Below are 18,030 nucleotides of genomic sequence, written 5' to 3' on the forward strand. Positions count from 1 at the left end.
ATCGAACCATTCAAACGCGGTCCGCCGTTATGGCTGGTTATGCAATGCGGGCCAACGTTTGCAATACAGTAGCGCATTTTATGCACAATTTGGCGCTGATTCCGGTTAACGGTCGAGAATTTCTTTAGTTAGGCGAAGTATGTGGGGATATTTTGACCCTGTTACAAACATGTAAACAAAAAGGGTCCCGCACTTGCGGAACCCTTTTCAAGCGTATATGCAACTCGAGCTTAGTAGCCCACGATGCCCTGGGGGAAGAAGAACATGCACAGCACGACGCACACGGCAAACACGACAGCCATGATAACGGTCAGGCGGTCCAGGTTCTGCTCCATAACGCCCGTGGCAGAGGTGGAATTATACAGAGAGCTGGCGATCATATCCGAAACACCGGTGCCCTTACCGGAGTGCATCAGAACGAGAATCGTCAGCGCCACGGCAGACACAGCCCAAACGACAAACAGAAGAATCTGGAACGGACCCATAGATAAGCTCCTTAATAGAACAATTCGAACTTCAGTACTGTACCACAACCTCAAGCACTCCCCCATCTGCCATTTGGGGACGGGGTAGAAATAGCGCAAAAGGGGGTTGCCCGGACGTGGACAACCCCCCTTACAAGAAAACGTTAGTTGTTTTCTTTAGGCCTCGGTGGCGAGCACGCGACCCGTCATCTCGGCGGAAGGCTCGAGACCAGCAATGGTGAGCATGGTCGGAGCGATATCGGAGAGACGACCGTCCTCGATACCGGTAAGCTTGGCCTTCTCATCAACGATGATGAACGGCACACGGTTGGTGGTGTGAGCCGTAAACGGATGCTTAGAACCGTCGGTAGCGACGTCAAACATGTGGTCGGCGTTGCCATGGTCGGCGGTGATCAGCGCAAAGCCGCCCTTGGCGAGAATCGCCGGGACAACCTTGGAGAGAGCCTCGTCAACGGCCTCGACAGCCTTGACGGCAGCATCGAACACGCCGGTGTGACCAACCATGTCGCAGTTCGCGAAGTTCACGATGTAGAAGTCAGCGCGATCCTCGTTAATAGCGGAGACGAGCTTCTCAGTAACCTCGGGAGCGCTCATCTCGGGCTGCAGATCGTAGGTAGCAACCTTGGGGGAAGCGACGAGCACGCGCTCCTCGCCCTCCTTGGGCTCCTCGATGCCACCGTTGAGGAAGAACGTCACGTGGGCGTACTTCTCGGTCTCGGCGGTGTGCAGCTGCTTCAGGCCATTGGCTGCGATGACGTCGGCCAGGACGTTCTCGGGGAACGTCTTGGGGAAGGCGACCTCAACGTCAAACGTCGGATCGTACTCGGTCATCGTCACAAAGTGCGAAAGCTTGATCTGCTCACGCTCAAAGCCGTCGAACTCCTTGTCCGTGAAAACGCGGGTCATCTGACGGGCGCGGTCGGGACGGAAGTTGAAGAAGATGGCCGCGTCGCCCTCGTGGATGCCCTCGTTGTGGGCAGCGAAGGGCTCGACGAACTCGTCGCCGCGCGGGTCCTTCTTGTAGTAGGCCTTGATACCGGCAACGGGGTCGGTATCGGCATCGGACGCGTTGACCATGACGTCGTAGGCGCGCTTGATGCGCTCCCAACGATTATCGCGGTCCATGGCCCAATAACGGCCCGAGACGGTGGCAACGCGAGCGTCGCAACCGGTCTCCTCGGAGATCTTAGCCAGGAAGGCGCAGAACTCGCTCATGTAGCCGGCACCGGACTGCGGATCGACGTCGCGGCCATCCATAAAGGCGTGAACGCGAACGGTCTTGATCCCATGCTGGGCAGCCATCTTGACCAGAGCCTCGACGTGGTTCATGTGGGAGTGAACGCCGCCAGGGCTCATAAGGCCCATAACGTGAAGGGTCTTGCCCTCGGCCTTGACATCGTCCATAGCCTTGACGAAAACCTCGTTCTTAGCGATGGAGCCATCCTTGATGGCGTTGTTGATGCGCGAAAGTTCCTGGAAGACGATGCGGCCGGCACCGATGTTGAGGTGGCCCACCTCGGAGTTGCCCATCTGGCCGTCGGGAAGGCCCACGTCCTCGCCCGAAGCGCCGAGCGTGGTGTGAGGATACTTCTCGTACAGGCTATCAAGGAAGGGCGTCTTGGCAGCGGCGACGGCGTTCTCGCCATCGGCCGGAGCCAGGCCACAGCCATCCATGATGATCAGGAGTGCAGGAAGGTGACGCTGTGCCATATGTCCTACTCGCCTGCCTTGACGACCATAGAGGCGAAGTCGGCAGCCTTGAGCGAAGCGCCGCCCACGAGGGCGCCGTCAACGTCGGGCTTGGCGACGAGCTCGGCGATGTTGCCGGGCTTGGCAGAGCCACCATAGAGAACGCGGATGCCGTTAGCGAGCTCCTCGCCGAACATCTCCTTGAGGGTCTCACGGATAGCGCCGCAGACCTCCTGAGCGTCCTCAGCGGTAGCGGTCTTGCCGGTGCCGATGGCCCAGATGGGCTCGTAAGCGACGACGACCTGCTTGGGGCAGGTGATCTCAAGACCAGCAAGGCCAGCCTTGACCTGGTTCACGACGTGCTCGACATAGGTGCCAGCCTCGCGGACCTCGAGGGACTCGCCGCAGCAGAAGACGGGAACAAGACCAGCGGCAACGAGAGCCTTGGCCTTCTTGTTCTGGTCCTCATCGGTCTCGTGGAAGTAGTCGCGACGCTCGGAGTGACCGATGATGCAGTAGGTGCAGCCAGCGGACTTGAGCATATCGCAAGAGGACTCACCGGTGAAGGCACCCTTGGCCTCCCAGTACACGTTCTGTGCACCGAGGGCAATGGGGGCAGCCTGAATGCGGTCATGAACCGTGGTGATGTCGATGGTCGGAGGGCACACGAGCACCTCGACGCCAGCCGGAACCTCGGGCAGAGCCTGAGCCAGCTCGTCGGCGAGCTTGGCGGCCTCGGCGACGTCGTTGTTCATCTTCCAGTTACCAGCGATAAGAAGGGTGCGATTAGGCATCGAGAAGCGCCTCCACTCCGGGCAGGGCCTTACCCTCGACGAGCTCCATGGAAGCGCCACCACCGGTGGAGATCCAGCTCATCTTGTCGGCCAGGTTGAACTTGTTGACAGCTGCGACAGAGTCGCCGCCGCCGATGATCGAGGTGCAGTCGGCCTCGGCGACAGCTTCGGCGATAGCCTGAGTGCCGTGAGCGAAGTTGTCGAACTCGAAGACGCCCATGGGGCCATTCCAGAACACAGTCTTGGCGCCCTTGACGGCCTCGGCGTAGAGCTCCTCGGTCTTGGGGCCGATGTCCATGCCCTCGCGGTCATCGGGGATAGCGTCGGAAGCGACAACCTCGGGGACAGCGTTCTCGCCAAAGTGATCGGCAACGCGGTTGTCGATGGGGAGCAGGATCTTGACGCCCTTCTCCTCGGCCTTCTTGAGCATCTCGCCGGCGCGCTCGACCCAGTCCTCTTCCTTGAGGGACTGACCGACGGTCAGGCCCTGAGCCAGGAAGAAGGTGTAGGCCATGCCGCCACCGATGATCAGGGTATCAGCGGAGTCGATGAGGTGATCGAGAACGCCAATCTTGGAGGAAACCTTGGAACCGCCGACGATAGCGACGAAGGGGCGCTCGGGCTCGGCGAAGATGCCGGTCAGCGTGTCGACCTCCTTCTCGAGCAGGAAGCCAGCGACTGCGGGCAGGTAAGCGGCGGGGCCCACAACGGAACCCTGGGCGCGGTGAGCGGTACCGAAGGCATCGAGGACGAAGACGTCGCCATAGGAAGCGAGGATCTTGGCGATCTCGGGATCGTTCTTCTTCTCACGCTTGTCAAAACGGACGTTCTCGAGAACGAGGACCTTGCCCGGCTCGACGGCGGCGACAGCCTCAGCAGCCTTCTCGCCGTAGGTGTCGGCGACAAAGGCAACGTCGAGACCAGAGAGCTCAGCAAGCTTCTTGGCGACGGGCTCGAGGGACAGCTCGGGCTGGAAGCCGGTGCCCTCGGGACGGCCGAGGTGGCTCATGAGGATGACGCGAGCATTGTGCTCAACGAGATAGTTGATGGTGGGCAGGGCAGCCTTGATGCGGGTGGTGTCGCCAACGACGCCATCCTTGATAGGCACGTTGAAGTCAACGCGGACGAGAACGCGCTTGCCGTCGACATCGATGTCGCGGACGGTCTTCTTGGTAAAGGCCATGTTTGCTTCTACCTTTCGTACGTGTCTGCCTTCCATTACGGCAGACGATTTCCTATAAAAAGGGCGCGACCTTAGGGTGTAAGCCCTATAAGGCCGCGCCCTTCTTTAGACGCTCAACGAGCTATTCGCTAAAAGCTAAATTAAGCAACGAACTTCTCGAAGTACTTGATGGTGCGGACCATCTGAGAGGTGTAAGAGTTCTCGTTGTCGTACCAAGAGGTGACCTGAACGAGGGTCTGGCCGTTGCCGAGGTCAGAGCACATGGTCTGAGTGGCGTCGAAGATGGAGCCGTGGGTCTCGCCGATAATGTCGGTGGAGACGATGTCGTCCTCGTTGTAACCGAAGGTCTCAGAGATGGTGGCAGCGTAGGCCTTCATAGCAGCGTTGACCTCGTCGACAGTGACCTTCTTGTCAACGACAGCGTAGAGGTTGGTGATGGAGCCGGTCGGCGTCGGGACGCGCTGAGCGGCACCGATGAGCTTACCGTTGAGCTCGGGGAGAACCAGGCCGATAGCCTTGGCAGCACCGGTGGAGTTGGGGACGATGTTGACGGCGCAGGCGCGGCTACGACGCTTGTTGCCCTTGCGCTGCGGGCCGTCGAGCGGCATCTGGTCGCCAGTCCAGGCGTGAATGGTGGTCATGATGCCGGACACGATGGGAGCGAAGTCGTTCAGACCCTTGGCCATCGGGGCGAGGCAGTTGGTGGTGCAGGAAGCAGCAGAGATGATGTTGTCCTCAGCGGTCAGCGTCTCGTGGTTGACGTTGTACACGATGGTGGGCAGATCGCTGCCAGCCGGAGCGGAGATGACGACCTTCTTGGCGCCAGCGTTGATGTGGGCCTGAGCCTTAGCCTTGCTGGTGTAGAAGCCGGTGCACTCGAGAACGACGTCGACGTCGAGGTCGCCCCAAGGCAGGTTGTTGGCGTCGGCCTCCTTGTAGATCTTGATCTCCTTGCCGTCAACGGTGATGGAATCCTCGCCAGCAACGACCTCGTGATCGCGAGCGTAGTTGCCCTGCGTGGAGTCGTACTTCAGCAGGTAAGCGAGCATGTCGGGAGAGGTGAGGTCGTTGATAGCGACGATCTCGGAGCCCTCATGACCGAACATCTGACGGAAGGCCAGACGACCGATGCGACCGAAGCCGTTAATAGCAACCTTTACTGCCATTGTGTCTCCTTTCGTAAGGCCCCCGCAAGCTACAGCGCCTGCCGTTGAGGCCCACAAACTAACCACTCGCCTAATATACCTTTTTTTGGACTTGAATTTCACGAGAATGGTCGAAATTGAAAATCAAATTTACGTTAAAACGTTTTAAAGAATAAAATAGCAGCTAAATCCGTATATACGTCGATACTTTAAACTACCTATTTGCTTCAATGAGCTTTTCAAGCCTCAAAACTCGATGGTAGAGGGCCGACTTCGACAAGGGAGGGTCAGCCATCTCCCCCAAATCACGCAGCGACAGATCGGGGTAGCGCTCGCGCAGGTCGCAAAAGACCGCCAATGCATCCGGAAGCTCATCGCGAAGGCCACGCTGCTCGAGCTCATCGATCAACGCAAGCTGATGTTGGGCAGCACCGGCGCTTCTGGTCTGGTTGGCGAGCTCGGCATTCACGCGACGGTTCACATCGTTCTTAACCAACTTGACCGCGCGCGCTTCCTCAATCTCGGCAACGCTGCGCTTGGCACCAATCAGCTTTAAAAGATGCTCGATCTCCTCGGCGCTCTTAATGTAGACAGCAAAGGATCCGCGCCGCGCGTTAACGCGCGCATGGACCCCGATCTGCTCCAATAGATCGCAGAGTCCCCGGGCATACTGCTCGCCCTGCACCGCGATCTCCAAATGAAAGTCGCCGCGGGGATCGGCCACGAAACCGCCAGCGATGAGCGCGCCGCGGATGTAGGCAAGCCTGCAGCAGGGACGGGCAACGATGTGCCGGGGAACACCGGCGACGAGCCCTCCCCTGCGGTCGAGAATGCCCAGCAGCACCAGAGCCTTGTCCAGGTCGGGTTGATCGGGCAGGGTAATGAGATAGTTACGGACCTTATGCAAGACCGATTTACGAACGGTGAATTCCGTTTTGAGCTTAAGGATGCGATGCGTCAGTGTGATCATCGTGCGCGCGACGGCGCCCGTCTCGGTCGCGACCGTCAAACGATACCGCCCGGAGCCGGCCAGCGAAAGTGTACCGCTCACGCGCGTCAGGGCGGCAAGCGTCGACAAATCGCAGTATTCACATTCAGGTTCGCAGCGCGCGAGCTCGTCACGCACCTCCGCGGTAAACGACATGCAGGCCTATGCTTTCGTGTTCGCGCGCGACAGGTCGCGATGGGAAATGCTCACGTGATACTGGGCACCTTCCAAATAACGTGCCGTGGCCTCGGCGATGGCAACGCTGCGGTGTTGGCCGCCCGTGCAACCGATTGCAATAGAAAGCTGCGGCTTGCCCTCCGCGATATAGCCGGGCATGACCGTATCGAGCAGCTGCGTCCAGGCCTTCCAGAACTCCTGGGTTTTAGGATGGTCCAGAACAAAGTCGGAGACTTTCTTATCGAGACCGGTCATGGTGCGCATCTCGGGATCGTAGAACGGATTGGGCAGGAAGCGAACGTCGATCATGATGTCCGCCTCGACGGGCATACCGTGCTTAAAGCCAAACGAGAACACGTGAACGTCCATGAGCTGCTGGTCGGACAACTCGGAGAACGCCATGCGCAATTTGTTGCGCAGGGCAGAGGTGCGCAGGCGGCTCGTGTCGATGATCATATCGGCTCGATCGCGCACGCCCTGCAGCTGCAGGCGCTCGCGCTGAATCGCGTCGGCCGTAGTCTCCCCCGGCTTGGCAATGGGATGGCGGCGGCGGTTTTCGCTATAACGACGGATCAGCACCTCGTCAGAAGCCTCCAGGAACACGATGTCGCAGCTCATCTCGCGCTCTTCGAGCGCAGCGACCGCATCGAGCAACTCGTCAAACAGTCCCTGGCTACGCAAATCGCAGGTGACGGCAAGATGCCTGCCCACGCCCGTATTGATGCCGACGAGTTCGGCAAGCTGGGCGATCAGACGCGGAGGCAAGTTGTCGATGCAAAAGTAACCCATGTCCTCGAACACATGCATGGCCTGCGTTCGGCCCGATCCGGACATTCCGGTGATGATGACGATATCGGGGATGCGCTCCGAGCGCTCCGCCGCATCCATGGCATCTCCCTTTTGCATGTGCTGCCTCCTAAAACAAGCGCGGGACCCAGCAACCCGGATCCCGCGCGGTCAATTGCCTATATTGAGTATACCGCCCCGAGCGGATACGAGGCCTGTCTTACGCCTCAAGCGCAGCCTTGAACCAACTCGTAATACTCGTTGGGTGCGTGATGGCGGTGCCGACGACAACGGCCCAGGCGCCAGCATCGATCGCGGCGCGAGCCTCCTCGGGCGTATGCACGCGACCCTCGCAAATGATGGGAAGGCCGGGGAATTCCTCGGTCGCCTGACGCAGGAGCGGCAGATCGGGGCCATCGGCCATGGTGCAGTCGATGGCGGCGACACCATGAGAGAGCGTGGTGGATACCAGGTCGAAGCCCATACCAACCGCACGGCGAATGTCCTCGATGGTGGCACAGTCCGCCATCAGGAGCACACCCTCCTCGTGCAGCGGGCGGAAGGTATCCTCGACCGTCTTGCCATCGGGGCGCGGACGATCGGTTGCGTCGATCGCCACGATATCGGCACCGGCAGCGACGCAGGCGCGGGCGTGACGCAGCGTCGGCGTGATGTAGACGCCCTCATGCCCATCCTTCCACAGGCCGATGACGGGAACCTCACAGCGACCCTTAATGGCGGCAATGTCGGCAAGGCCCTGGCAGCGAATAGCGGCGGCTCCGCCGAGCTCGCAAGCGCGAGACATTTGCGCCATGGTCTCGGGCGTACGAAGCGGCTCGCCCATATACGCCTGAACGCTCACGACGAGCTTGCCCTTCAGGGATTGAATCAAAGGATCGACGGTCATAAGGCTGCAACCTTTCTCAGAACAGCCTCCCGAGGCGTGTTGTCTCGGGAGGCTCCTACAGCAGATACGTTTACTTCAACGAGGCGAGAAGATGCTCAGCGGCACCGATGAGCGGAGCATCGCCCTCCAGAGAACCGATGAGGATCGGCGTGTCCTGAAGCGGATCGAGCGCCTGGCTGGCATAGCCCTCGTGCACCGAATCCTTCCATGTCTGCGAACGCCAATCGGGACCTTGGTGAATCACGCCGCCCGAAAGCACGATGACCTCAGGGTCCAGGATGTTAGCGAGCGAGCCCAAGCTGGCACCCAGCGCAAAGCCGGCGTCATGGATGACCTCGGTCGCCTTTGCGTCGCCCGCACGGCACAGGTCGTTTACGTCGCGTCCGACAGAAGGACGGCTGGGGTCAACGCGACCAAAGCGCTCGTCATACATTCGACCAATGGAAGTGCCCGAAGCAACCGACTCCAGATGGCCAGAACGCCCGCAGGCGCAGGGAATGCCGGCGGCAGCCGAGCACTCGATGTGGCCCATATGGCCAGCAGCACCATGGAAGCCCTGCATCACGCGGCCGTTCTCGACATATGCGCCGCCGATGCCCGTACCGATGCCAAGACACAAGACGGAGAACTTGCCCTTGCCGACGCCCCAGTGGGCCTCGCCCAGAGCATGAGCCTGCACGTCGCCTACAACGGCAACGGGAAGACCGAGGTCCTCGCGCAGACGTGGCCCCAACTGAACGCCGGACCAGCCGGGCATGATCTCATTGGCATACGCGATGGCGCCCGTCTTGGGATCGACGACGCCGGCGGCACCGATACCGACGCCAAGGACCTCGACATCGGGATTCGCCTCGAGAGCAGCCTTGATGGACGCCTCGATACGCTGGAAGACGGCCTCGCCGCCCTCTTGGGCCTCGGTGGGAACCTCAGCTTCAAAGACCGGATGGGGCACGCCGCCATCAGTCGGATACTCCATAATGGCAGTCGCAATCTTGGTGCCGCCGATATCGACGGAGCAAACGTACTTGTTCTCCATGTCGCTCTCCTTAGGAGATTAAAACAACTACAGGAAATGAGGGCAGAATTATCGCCACAGGTTGATAAAGGTTTCCCAGCTGCCCGAGGTTGGGGCGAAAGTGGTCGGGCGTTGACCTAATGGGTCACGCCCGACCACTTGAGCCCCAAGATCGGGTGCCTGGGGAAGCTTTACAGCAGACCGTTGTCCTGGAGAACCTTCCTGATCGCCTCGACGTTCTCGCCGGTCATGGCCTTCACCGGGCGCGGCATGGTCGGGCTGTCGAAGATACCCATGAGGTTCATAGCGGTCTTGAAGGCGCCGACGCCACCGGCATAGCCCTGGACGCCCGAGGTGACATCCCAGATGTGCGAAATCTCATTGAGGCGATCCTGCTCGGCCTTGACGGTAGCCCAGTCACCAGCCTGAGCGGCCTTCCACTGACGCACGTAGCCCTCGGGCTCAACGTTGGCGAGACCCGGGACGGAACCGTCGGCGCCACCAAGGTAAGCGCCGTCGACAACGACCTCGTGACCGGTGAGGATGCTCATCGGATGGCCGTTCTTCTCGTTCTCCTGAACGAGGTAGCGGAACGAGATGTCATCACCCGAGGAATCCTTAACGCCAGCAAGGACGCCCTCGGCGCCGAGCTTGGCAAGGAGCTTCCAAGGGAGCTTGGTGTGAACGCAGACGGGAATGTCATAGGCAAAGATGGGCAGGTCGAGCTCCTCGTGCAGGATGCGGAAGTGCTCCTCGACCTCGGTCATGCCCTGCAGGGCATAGAACGGGCAGGTGGCGACGAGGGCATCGGCGCCCAGTTCCTGAGCGACCTTACCGTGCTCGATCATGCGCTCGGTCTCGGTATCGATGATGCCGACCAGGACAGGCACACGGTGGTCGACGATACGGACGGCCTCGGCGATGATCTGGCGACGACGCTCGTCGGTGGAGAATACGACCTCGCCCGAAGAGCCCAAGAAGAACAGACCGTCGACGCCGGCGTCGATCATGCGGTTGATGCTGCGCTCAAAGGAGGCAACGTCGAGCTGATGGTCTTCGGTATCGGGAACAACGACGGGGGGAATAACGCCGGTGAATTGCTGAGTTGCCACAAGAATCTCCTTAGTTGTCTAGCGGGCGGCCCTATGCCACCCACTCTTGTTGGCAGTGTCCAGGCCGCCTAGGCCAAAGAACACGGGTAGAACGTTTGGTTAAAGAAGTCGACGACTTCGTTTTCGAACGCATTGATGCGCTCATGAGCGTATTTGGCATAGATGATATGCCTCCGGTCACACTCAAGACCGTTGAATACGGCAAACTGGCCCTTGGGAGCACTCACGGCATCCATGAGCGATGTGCCCATGAGTACCGATCCGCGCACCCGAGACGACAGTGCCTCGAGGCCGCCGGGAAGCGGATTGGCAACTGCCGCGCAGGCAAGGCCCCGCTCGTCCAGAGCACAAACCGCCAGCGCGACTCCTCCGCCAAGACCCTCGCCCCATGCAAACATGCGGTCGGGATCCACGCTGTCAAGATTGCGTGCGACCTTCGACAACGCGCAGCCCCAACGGATGCGTTTGACAAAAGCAGGCGAGGTGATCCCCTGCTGCAGATCGCTGCACCCAATCACATCATCGTCCAGCGCAAGCACGGCATATCCCATGGCGGCAAACCTCGTCATGTGATGCCATCCACGCACGGGCCGGTCAATGTCATGGAACATCAGGCACAGCGGCACAAGCTCGGATGTCCGGGCGCGACCAGCGGGCTCAATCAGGCGGCCGTGTACGACATCCCCGCCGACCTCAAAGGAGACCTCGGAGTAGCGCGCGCACGGATTGACGAAATCAATCGCCGTAACGGTCAACCCGCAAACCTCAGGATTCGATACGGCTGTACACAAATCGGAAATATCCACCGAAGTATCGCCGCGCCAATCCCGGAAATCGGAGAGCTTTGACGAAACCGTCCCGGGAATCCCCGTAAGCTCGGGGACAATCAGCTCATCGACATTGCTTTCGCACTTAGACATGAGCCTCCCCTCCCTTGCAGAAAAACGGAATGATCAGATCGTCAAAGTCCTGAATCTCCTCGTGGCCAAAGCCCTCAAAGAACTCATGGCGCTTCTCGCAGGTCAGGTTGTTGTAGACCGCAAACTGCGTTGCCGGCGGGCAAACGATATCGGCAGTTCCCGTGCCAAACAGCACGGGGCATTTGACCATGGGGGCGAAGTTCTTGGAGTCGAAGTACGCAAGCTTTGCATAGGCTTCATCAATACGAGTCGAGTCCTCATCAAACCAGCGCGACCAATAGCGAAGGCCCTCGTAGGCAATATCATCGGCATCCAAATCCCAGACCAGGCGGAAATCCGACAGGAAGGGATAGAGGATGGCGGCGCGATTGATAAGCTCGCTGTTAAGCGCGCAGGTCGCAATACCCAAGCCGCCGCCCTGCGATGCGCCATTCACAAATACGCGGGCAAAATCGATGCCCTCGAGCTCGCGAACGATACGGCATAGGATGCGGATGTCCTGATGCAAGCGGACATAGTAGAGGTTGGCCGGGTCGCCGTCGATACCGGCGACGATATGGCCCGCGACCGTTGTGCCCTCAAATCCACCAATGTCCTCGGAGGGACCTCCTTGGCCAGGACAATCGAGAGCGATCAGCGCCATGCCCATACCAGCAAACGACGCCTGCTCAAACCAGCTGCGGCTTGCACCCGGATACCCATGGAACTGAAGCACCAATGGCACGGGCTCGTCCGAGACGGGCTTAAGGTACTTGGCATGCAGGCGGGCGCCGCACATACCGGTAAACCAGAGGTCGAATAGCTGGCAAGTCACAGCATCGGCGACCGATGCCGCCTCAATCGCATAGTCAAGCCCAACGGCGTCGGCCTCGGCCATGCGATCTTTCCAAAAGAAATCGAAATCTGATGGACGGGGCATGGCGCCTCGATATTCACCAAATTGCTGCTGTAGCTCCTGAGCACTTGGCATGGCTCGTGAACCCAACCTTTCGAAATCGCAACGGAGGTGCGCCCGGCAAGGGAACCGGGCGCACGGGAGGGAAAGCGAACTTACTCGCCGAGCTTGGGGTGCAGCAGCGACGGCGCAGCGCCGAGCAGCATCTTGGTGTAGGGGTCCTGGGGGTGCTGGAAGACCTGCTTGGCCTCGCCCTGCTCGACGATCTTGCCACCATTCATGACGATGATGTCGTCGGATATATAGCGGACCGTCTGGATGTCATGGCTAATGAACACCATGGCCAGGCCGAGCTCCTTCTTAAGGTCGGTCAGCAGGTTGAGAATCTGCGCGCGGACCGAAACGTCCAGAGCCGAGGTGGGCTCATCAGCGATGATAGCGTCGGGGTTCAGCGACAGGGCACGGGCAATTGCCACGCGCTGGCGCTGACCACCCGAAAGCTGGCCGGGAAGAACCTCGGCGGCAGAGCTGGGCAGACCGGTGAGCTCCAGGAGCTCCTTGACGCGCTTCTCCTGCTCTGCCTCGGTGCCCAGGTTGTGGACGCGCATGGGGTCGAGCAACTGCTCGCGAACGACCATGCGAGGGTTGAGCGCCGTGGCCGGGTTTTGGAACACGACCGAGATGACGCGACCCATGTGGCGACGGTCCTCGGCGGTACGCTTGGTAACGTCCTTGCCCTTAAAGTAGACCTTGCCGCTCGTGGGGGCCTGCAGGCCGCACATGACGTTGGCGGTGGTGGACTTGCCGCAACCGGACTCGCCGACGATGCCGATGGTCTGTCCGGGCATGAGCTTAATCGTTACACCCTGGACGGCGTGAACCAGGTTGGGGTGCAGAATCGAGCCGGTACGGGTCCTAAAGGTGACGTGAACATCATCAAGGAAGATGATCGGCTCGACGCCGTTAACTGCGGTCTCGCTCATCTACATCGCCTCCGCGTGAGGGGTCAAACCATTTGCCTTGAGCACCTCGTCGGGGAGCTCGGAATAGAAGTGCTCGGTGCCAGGTACGCGCTTGAAGACCGGACGGGTGTCCAGGCCAATTCGCGGATGGCTCGAGCGGGGCGCGAAGCGATCGCCCTTGGGGAAATCGCGCGGGCTCGGAACGGCGCCGGGCACCTGGTGCAGGCGGCCCGAACCGCTCTCGATGGACAGAACGGAGCCCAGAAGACCGCGGGTGTACTCGTGGATCGGGTTGGTGAGCAGCTCCTTGGTGGGCGCCTGCTCGATAACCTGACCGGCGTACATAACCGTGATGTTATGGGCAACCTCGGCGACCAGAGCCAAGTCATGCGAGACGAAGATCATGGCAAAGCCGAGCTTGGCCTGAAGATCGTTGAGCAGCTTGATGACCTGCTTCTGGACGGTAACGTCCAGAGCGGTCGTGGGCTCGTCGCAGATAACCAGCTTGGGGTCGCGGGTAAGGGCCATAGCGATCAGGACGCGCTGACGCTGGCCGCCGGAAAGCTCGTGCGGATAGCTCTCGAGCGTACGCTTGGGATCGAGGCCAACGAGCTCCAGGAGCTCCTCGGCGCTGCGGGTGCCGCCGCGCTTGGTGAGCTGCTTCATCTGAGCGGAGATGAGCATCGAGGGGTTGAGCGAGGACAGAGCGTCCTGATAAACCATGGCGATATCGGTACCGCGCAGGCCGAACCACTCCTTCTTGCTCATCTTGAGCAGGTCACGGCCTTCCCAGAGGACCTCGCCGGAAAGATGCTCGTCCTCATCGGTCAGGCCCATGATGGCCAGCGTGGTGATGGACTTACCGCAACCGGACTCGCCCACCAGACCCATGGTCTGACCGGGGCGAACATCAAAGTTGACATGGTCGACGACGTTGATATCACCGTGGTGCTCAAACTGGATGCAGAAATCGCGGACCGAAAGGATCGGCTCGACAGACTCATCGGGCACGTGGCGGTCGTTACGCTTGAGCTCGACATCGCGCAGGGCGCCAAGGCGAGCGGAGAGGGACTGAGCCTGCTCCTTGTAGGCACGAACGGGGTCGGAGACCAGCAGGTCGGCCTCGCGGCGCTTGGAAGAATCGGTCGGATCCAGGGCAGCGGAGGGAGCGGCGGCCATAGCGTCGGTAATGCCCTCGGACAGGATGTTGAGTGCCAGGCAGGTGATCATAATGGCCAGGCCCGGGAACAGCGCCTGCCACCAACGGCCGGCGAGCACGCCACCGCGGGCGTCGGCAAGAATGTTGCCCCACGTAGCGGTGGGCTCCTGGATGCCAGCGCCGATGAAGGTCAGCGAAGCCTCGAAGATGATGGCGTCTGCGACCAGGGTGACGGTAAAGACCATGATCGGGGCGATGCAGTTGCGCAGAACATGCTTGATCAGAATCCACGGAGCCTTGGCGCCGGACACGATGACCGCGCGGACATAGTCCTCGCCGTACTCGGACACGATGTTGGCGCGCACGATACGGGCGATCTGCGGGGTGTACATAAAGCCGATCGCAAAGATGATCGACGGCACGGAATTGCCCAGGATGGAAACGAAGACGGCTGCGAGGGCGATACCCGGGATGGACATGATGATGTCCAGGATACGCATGATCGCCTCAGAGACAGACTTGCGCGAAACCGCCGCAAGAGCGCCGACAACAGAGCCGCAGACCAAAGCCATGGCGGTAGCACCAAAGCCGATGATCAGCGAGTAACGGCCGCCGTAGAGCATACGCGAAAGGATGTCGCGGCCCTTGTCGTCGGTACCGAAGATAAAGCCGCCACCAGGCGCCTGGCGCGCGGTGAAAATATCGACCGGGCTATAGGGGGCAAGCAGGGGTGCCAGGATCGCAGTCAGGGCGACCAGCACCAGCACGACGGCGGCAATCTTAGAAGATAGCGCCATCTTCTTCCAGCCACCGAGCTTAAGCCCCTTGGAAGCAGCCTTCTCGAGCTGCTCGGTTTGCTTCTCTCGAATCTTTACCATAATCTACACCGTCCTGATGCGCGGGTTGATGAGCAGGTAGAGCATGTCAACCACGATGTTGATGATGATGAAGGCAAGAGCAACGACGATGACGACGCCCTGAACCAAGTTCGCCTCGTTGCCCTGAACGCCCTGCAGAATCGCGGTACCCATGCCCGGGAGGTTGAAGATAACCTCAATGACGACGGCACCGCCCATGAGGTAGCCGATCTTAAGGCCGAGGGTGGTGACCGGGGTAATCAGCGCATTGCGAAGAACGTTGATACCGACGACGACCTTTTCGGGAACGCCGGCACCGCGAGCCATACGGACATAGTCCTTATCGAGCTCCTCGACCATGGCGGTACGCACGATACGAGTCATCTGGCCCGTCAGCGGAAATGCCAAGGCGATGGCGGGCATGATCATGCGTCCCAGATAACCAGCCGGATTCGTGGTGAAGTGAGGCAGGGCGCCCGATGCCGGGAGCACCTTAAGGTAGGAAGAGAACAGCAAAATCAACAGAACGGCAAGCCAGAACGACGGGGTTGCCAAGCCGGCAATGGAAAAGACGCGGATCACTTGGTCCGGCCATTTATCGCGATACAGCGCCGCGATGACGCCGAGCAAAAACGAAACGACCGCGCCGATGGCAAGACCGATAAAGGTCAGCTGCATCGTGACGGGCAGGGCCGTGGAGATGCGCTTGGCAACAGAGTTGCGAGCAGCGCCGTAGGTGCCCATGTCGCCGTGGATCAAGTCACCCATATAGCGCACATAACGCACGGGCCAGGGGTCGTCCAGACCATACTTCTCATGGTACTCGGCAACCGCCTCGGGCGAGGCACCGTCACCCAACGCCGTGTAGGCGGGGTCGGTCTTGGAGAACGACATAAGGAAGAACACCAGGACGGTGACGCCCAATGCCATGATCGGCAGCGCGACAAGACGCCTTCCAATCAAACGTAGAAAGTTGTTCACGTTCTCTCCCCTTTCTTTTGTCGGTAGGACCAACTGGTATATGAGTACGGATACTCATTACAAGACCCGAGCGACATCGTTGCCGCCCGGGTCTTTGTTTCAACTATGAGGATACGGTCTCAACGACCGGTATCCTGCATATAGACTCAAGCGAGTCTTACGCCTTGACGGTCGCGACGCCCTTAAAGGACATGCTCGTCGTGCCGATGCCCTTGAAACCATCGAGGGCCTCGCCGTTGGGCGCGGTGGACGGATCGTCCCAAGAAGCGGAGACGGTCTTGACGTGGACAACGGGGTACAGAACGGCGTTGTCGGCGATGATGTCGAAGCACTCGTTCCACTTCTTCTGCTGCTCGTCGCCCTCGGCGGCAAGAGCCTCGTCCATGAGTCCGTGGAGCTTCTCCCACTCAGCGGACTCCTTCCACGGGCAACGGGTCTGCATCCAGACGTTGTCGCCAAACCACCAGTTGAGCAGCAGGTCGGGGTCAGCGCCGAAGCAGGAAGGATCGCCAGGGGCAAGGAGGATATCGTAAGCCTCGCCGCCGTCGATGGCGGCGTAGGTGGCCGGCGAGGTATCGGTCTGGATGGTCACATCGAAGCCGAGAGCGTCAAGGTCGTTCTTGACCTGGGCAGCCATGCCCTTGATCTGCTCGTTATCGGTGGTGCGCAGGGTGATGGCGCCCGGGGTGATGCCGGACTCCTCGATGAGCTTCTTAGCCTTCTTGGCGTCGGTCTTGTACACCGTGGAGGCCTCATGATAGTTGGTAAAGCTCTTGGGCAGGTAGCAGCTGGCGGCGGTAGCAAGGCCGGCGAAGGTGTTGCTGATCATCTTCTCGGTGTCGAGCGCATACATAACGGCCTGACGGACCTTGACGTCGTTCCAAGGCGCCTTGGCGACGTTGAACATGATGAAGCGGGTACCGAAGCCCTGAACGTTGTCAATCTTGCAGCCAGCGCTCTCGAGCTGATCGACGGCGTCAGCGGTAACGAGCTCCATGACGAGCGTGGAGCCTTCCTGCTGAGCAGTGACGCGAGCGGTGGGGTCGGTCAGGATGCTGTACTGGATCTTCTCGTCCTCGGCAGCATACTCACCGTTGTACTCGGGGTTGGGAACCAGGGTGATCTCGGTGTCGGAGATGGCATCGTACATCCAGGGGCCGGAGCCGATCGGCTGCTTGGCGCGATCCTCCTCGGCCTGGGTGGCCGGGGTAACGCGGATGATGGCCAGACGATCCTTGAGCAGGGAGAAGTTGGGGACCTTGGTCTTGACCGTCACGGTGCTGGCGTCCTTGGCCTCGATGGACTCGAAAGGCTGGAAGAACGGAGCATAGGTAGCGGAAGCGGCGCAAGCGTTGTAGGAAGCCACAACGTCGTCAGCGGTGACCTCAGTACCATCGGAGAACTTGGCGCCCTTACGGATGGTGACCTCGAAGGTGGTGTCATCCACAGACTTGGGATCGTCAGTAGCGAGCTCGTTGAAAGTGCTGTAGTCGTGGTAATCGATGCCGTAGAGGCCCTCGATGACATGCCAGTTGGCACCCAGGCCAACAGCGGAACCGGTGGTGGCGGGATCGAAGCTGGACGGAGCGTAAGCGGAACCAGCGGTGATCACGCCGCCGCCACGGTTGGCGGAATCGGTGGAGCCGGAAGCGGAACCCTCGTCGCTAGAGCTGCCACCGCAGCCAGTGAGACCAAGGCCGGCGACAGCAGCGACGCTGCCGGTGAGGCCGAGGAACGAACGCCTGGACATACCCTTGTTGATGATGGCCATCTCTTCTCCTATCAATAGAGAATCTTACTCGGGAGCACCTAGACTTGCCCCCGCGCAACTTGCGGACGATATATACCTTACCTACCGACGAACCCAACTGAGGTGCCGCGCTCGGCGACCGATACATACATCCGCTTGAACGGTATTTACTACCGTTCACCGAATTCATTGACAAATGATTCGCCAGACAGTATGTATCGACGA

At 60.1% G+C, this 18,030-nt stretch carries 16 protein-coding genes; all 16 read right to left on the bottom strand.

The features are described from left to right. Window positions 1-230: 230 nt before the first annotated feature. A complete protein-coding gene (gene secG / locus DW732_RS05815) occupies window positions 231-485 on the bottom strand; it encodes a preprotein translocase subunit SecG (RefSeq protein ID WP_117735340.1) in 255 nt (84 codons plus the stop codon). 156 nt (window positions 486-641) lie between these two features. After that, window positions 642-2,195 (bottom strand): 2,3-bisphosphoglycerate-independent phosphoglycerate mutase, encoded by a 1,554-nt coding sequence (gene gpmI / locus DW732_RS05820; protein WP_118099038.1) that lies wholly within the window; start codon window positions 2,193-2,195, stop codon window positions 642-644. A gap of 5 nt (window positions 2,196-2,200) precedes the next feature. Further along, a complete protein-coding gene (tpiA, locus tag DW732_RS05825) occupies window positions 2,201-2,968 on the bottom strand; it encodes a triose-phosphate isomerase (RefSeq protein ID WP_022094882.1) in 768 nt (255 codons plus the stop codon). Next, a complete protein-coding gene (gene pgk / locus DW732_RS05830; RefSeq protein ID WP_118099039.1) occupies window positions 2,961-4,151 on the bottom strand; it encodes a phosphoglycerate kinase in 1,191 nt (396 codons plus the stop codon). The genes tpiA and pgk overlap by 8 nt, the downstream gene beginning before the upstream one ends. Before the next feature lie 140 nt (window positions 4,152-4,291). Beyond that, the gene (gene gap, locus DW732_RS05835) at window positions 4,292-5,317 is read right to left on the bottom strand and encodes a type I glyceraldehyde-3-phosphate dehydrogenase (RefSeq protein WP_117735344.1); all 1,026 of its coding nucleotides are present in this window, start codon (window positions 5,315-5,317) and stop codon (window positions 4,292-4,294) included. Between the two features lie 193 nt (window positions 5,318-5,510). Then, entirely contained in the window at window positions 5,511-6,440 is a 930-nt protein-coding gene (whiA, locus tag DW732_RS05840) for a DNA-binding protein WhiA (protein WP_117735345.1), read from the bottom strand. Window positions 6,441-6,446: 6 nt separating this feature from the next. Further along, a complete protein-coding gene (gene rapZ / locus DW732_RS05845; protein ID WP_022094878.1) occupies window positions 6,447-7,367 on the bottom strand; it encodes an RNase adapter RapZ in 921 nt (306 codons plus the stop codon). A 100-nt stretch (window positions 7,368-7,467) separates the two neighbouring features. Beyond that, window positions 7,468-8,154, bottom strand: a complete 687-nt coding sequence (locus tag DW732_RS05850; RefSeq protein ID WP_118099040.1) for an N-acetylmannosamine-6-phosphate 2-epimerase — start codon at window positions 8,152-8,154, stop codon at window positions 7,468-7,470. A 70-nt stretch (window positions 8,155-8,224) separates the two neighbouring features. Further along, on the bottom strand, window positions 8,225-9,190 hold the full coding sequence (locus DW732_RS05855; RefSeq protein ID WP_117735347.1) for an ROK family protein: 966 nt from the start codon (window positions 9,188-9,190) through the stop codon (window positions 8,225-8,227). A gap of 170 nt (window positions 9,191-9,360) precedes the next feature. Then, window positions 9,361-10,281 carry a dihydrodipicolinate synthase family protein gene (locus tag DW732_RS05860; RefSeq protein ID WP_117735348.1) on the bottom strand — a complete coding sequence of 307 codons (921 nt, stop codon included), beginning with the start codon at window positions 10,279-10,281 and terminating at the stop codon, window positions 9,361-9,363. A 68-nt stretch (window positions 10,282-10,349) separates the two neighbouring features. Next, on the bottom strand, window positions 10,350-11,201 hold the full coding sequence (locus DW732_RS05865) for an acetylxylan esterase (protein ID WP_118099041.1): 852 nt from the start codon (window positions 11,199-11,201) through the stop codon (window positions 10,350-10,352). After that, window positions 11,194-12,171, bottom strand: a complete 978-nt coding sequence (locus DW732_RS05870; protein WP_117763871.1) for an acetylxylan esterase — start codon at window positions 12,169-12,171, stop codon at window positions 11,194-11,196. Before DW732_RS05870 ends, DW732_RS05865 begins: the two co-directional genes overlap by 8 nt. An 80-nt stretch (window positions 12,172-12,251) precedes the next feature. After that, window positions 12,252-13,079: an ABC transporter ATP-binding protein gene (locus DW732_RS05875; RefSeq protein WP_006236159.1), complete on the bottom strand. Its 828-nt coding sequence runs from the start codon at window positions 13,077-13,079 to the stop codon at window positions 12,252-12,254. Further along, window positions 13,080-15,095 (bottom strand): dipeptide/oligopeptide/nickel ABC transporter permease/ATP-binding protein, encoded by a 2,016-nt coding sequence (locus tag DW732_RS05880; RefSeq protein ID WP_118099042.1) that lies wholly within the window; start codon window positions 15,093-15,095, stop codon window positions 13,080-13,082. A 3-nt stretch (window positions 15,096-15,098) separates the two neighbouring features. Next, on the bottom strand, window positions 15,099-16,055 hold the full coding sequence (locus tag DW732_RS05885) for an ABC transporter permease (protein WP_022094871.1): 957 nt from the start codon (window positions 16,053-16,055) through the stop codon (window positions 15,099-15,101). Window positions 16,056-16,212: 157 nt separating this feature from the next. After that, window positions 16,213-17,826 carry an ABC transporter substrate-binding protein gene (locus DW732_RS05890; RefSeq protein WP_117735352.1) on the bottom strand — a complete coding sequence of 538 codons (1,614 nt, stop codon included), beginning with the start codon at window positions 17,824-17,826 and terminating at the stop codon, window positions 16,213-16,215. Window positions 17,827-18,030 lie beyond the last annotated feature (204 nt).

This window comes from Collinsella sp. AM28-11LB (assembly GCF_003469895.1).
Classification (GTDB): Bacteria; Actinomycetota; Coriobacteriia; order Coriobacteriales; family Coriobacteriaceae; genus Collinsella.

What these genes read in the sequence shown, in the direction of transcription:
- tpiA (WP_022094882.1), bottom strand. Translation starts at nt 2,968, where the DNA reads ATGCCTAATCGCACCCTTCTTATCGCTGGTAACTGGAAGATGAACAAC.
- pgk (WP_118099039.1), bottom strand. Translation starts at nt 4,151, where the DNA reads ATGGCCTTTACCAAGAAGACCGTCCGCGACATCGATGTCGACGGCAAG.
- DW732_RS05890 (WP_117735352.1), bottom strand. Translation starts at nt 17,826, where the DNA reads ATGGCCATCATCAACAAGGGTATGTCCAGGCGTTCGTTCCTCGGCCTC.
- gpmI (WP_118099038.1), bottom strand. Translation starts at nt 2,195, where the DNA reads ATGGCACAGCGTCACCTTCCTGCACTCCTGATCATCATGGATGGCTGT.
- DW732_RS05855 (WP_117735347.1), bottom strand. Translation starts at nt 9,190, where the DNA reads ATGGAGAACAAGTACGTTTGCTCCGTCGATATCGGCGGCACCAAGATT.
- whiA (WP_117735345.1), bottom strand. Translation starts at nt 6,440, where the DNA reads ATGTCGTTTACCGCGGAGGTGCGTGACGAGCTCGCGCGCTGCGAACCT.
- DW732_RS05875 (WP_006236159.1), bottom strand. Translation starts at nt 13,079, where the DNA reads ATGAGCGAGACCGCAGTTAACGGCGTCGAGCCGATCATCTTCCTTGAT.
- DW732_RS05850 (WP_118099040.1), bottom strand. Translation starts at nt 8,154, where the DNA reads ATGACCGTCGATCCTTTGATTCAATCCCTGAAGGGCAAGCTCGTCGTG.
- DW732_RS05870 (WP_117763871.1), bottom strand. Translation starts at nt 12,171, where the DNA reads ATGCCAAGTGCTCAGGAGCTACAGCAGCAATTTGGTGAATATCGAGGC.
- rapZ (WP_022094878.1), bottom strand. Translation starts at nt 7,367, where the DNA reads ATGCAAAAGGGAGATGCCATGGATGCGGCGGAGCGCTCGGAGCGCATC.
- secG (WP_117735340.1), bottom strand. Translation starts at nt 485, where the DNA reads ATGGGTCCGTTCCAGATTCTTCTGTTTGTCGTTTGGGCTGTGTCTGCC.
- DW732_RS05880 (WP_118099042.1), bottom strand. Translation starts at nt 15,095, where the DNA reads ATGGTAAAGATTCGAGAGAAGCAAACCGAGCAGCTCGAGAAGGCTGCT.
- DW732_RS05865 (WP_118099041.1), bottom strand. Translation starts at nt 11,201, where the DNA reads ATGTCTAAGTGCGAAAGCAATGTCGATGAGCTGATTGTCCCCGAGCTT.
- gap (WP_117735344.1), bottom strand. Translation starts at nt 5,317, where the DNA reads ATGGCAGTAAAGGTTGCTATTAACGGCTTCGGTCGCATCGGTCGTCTG.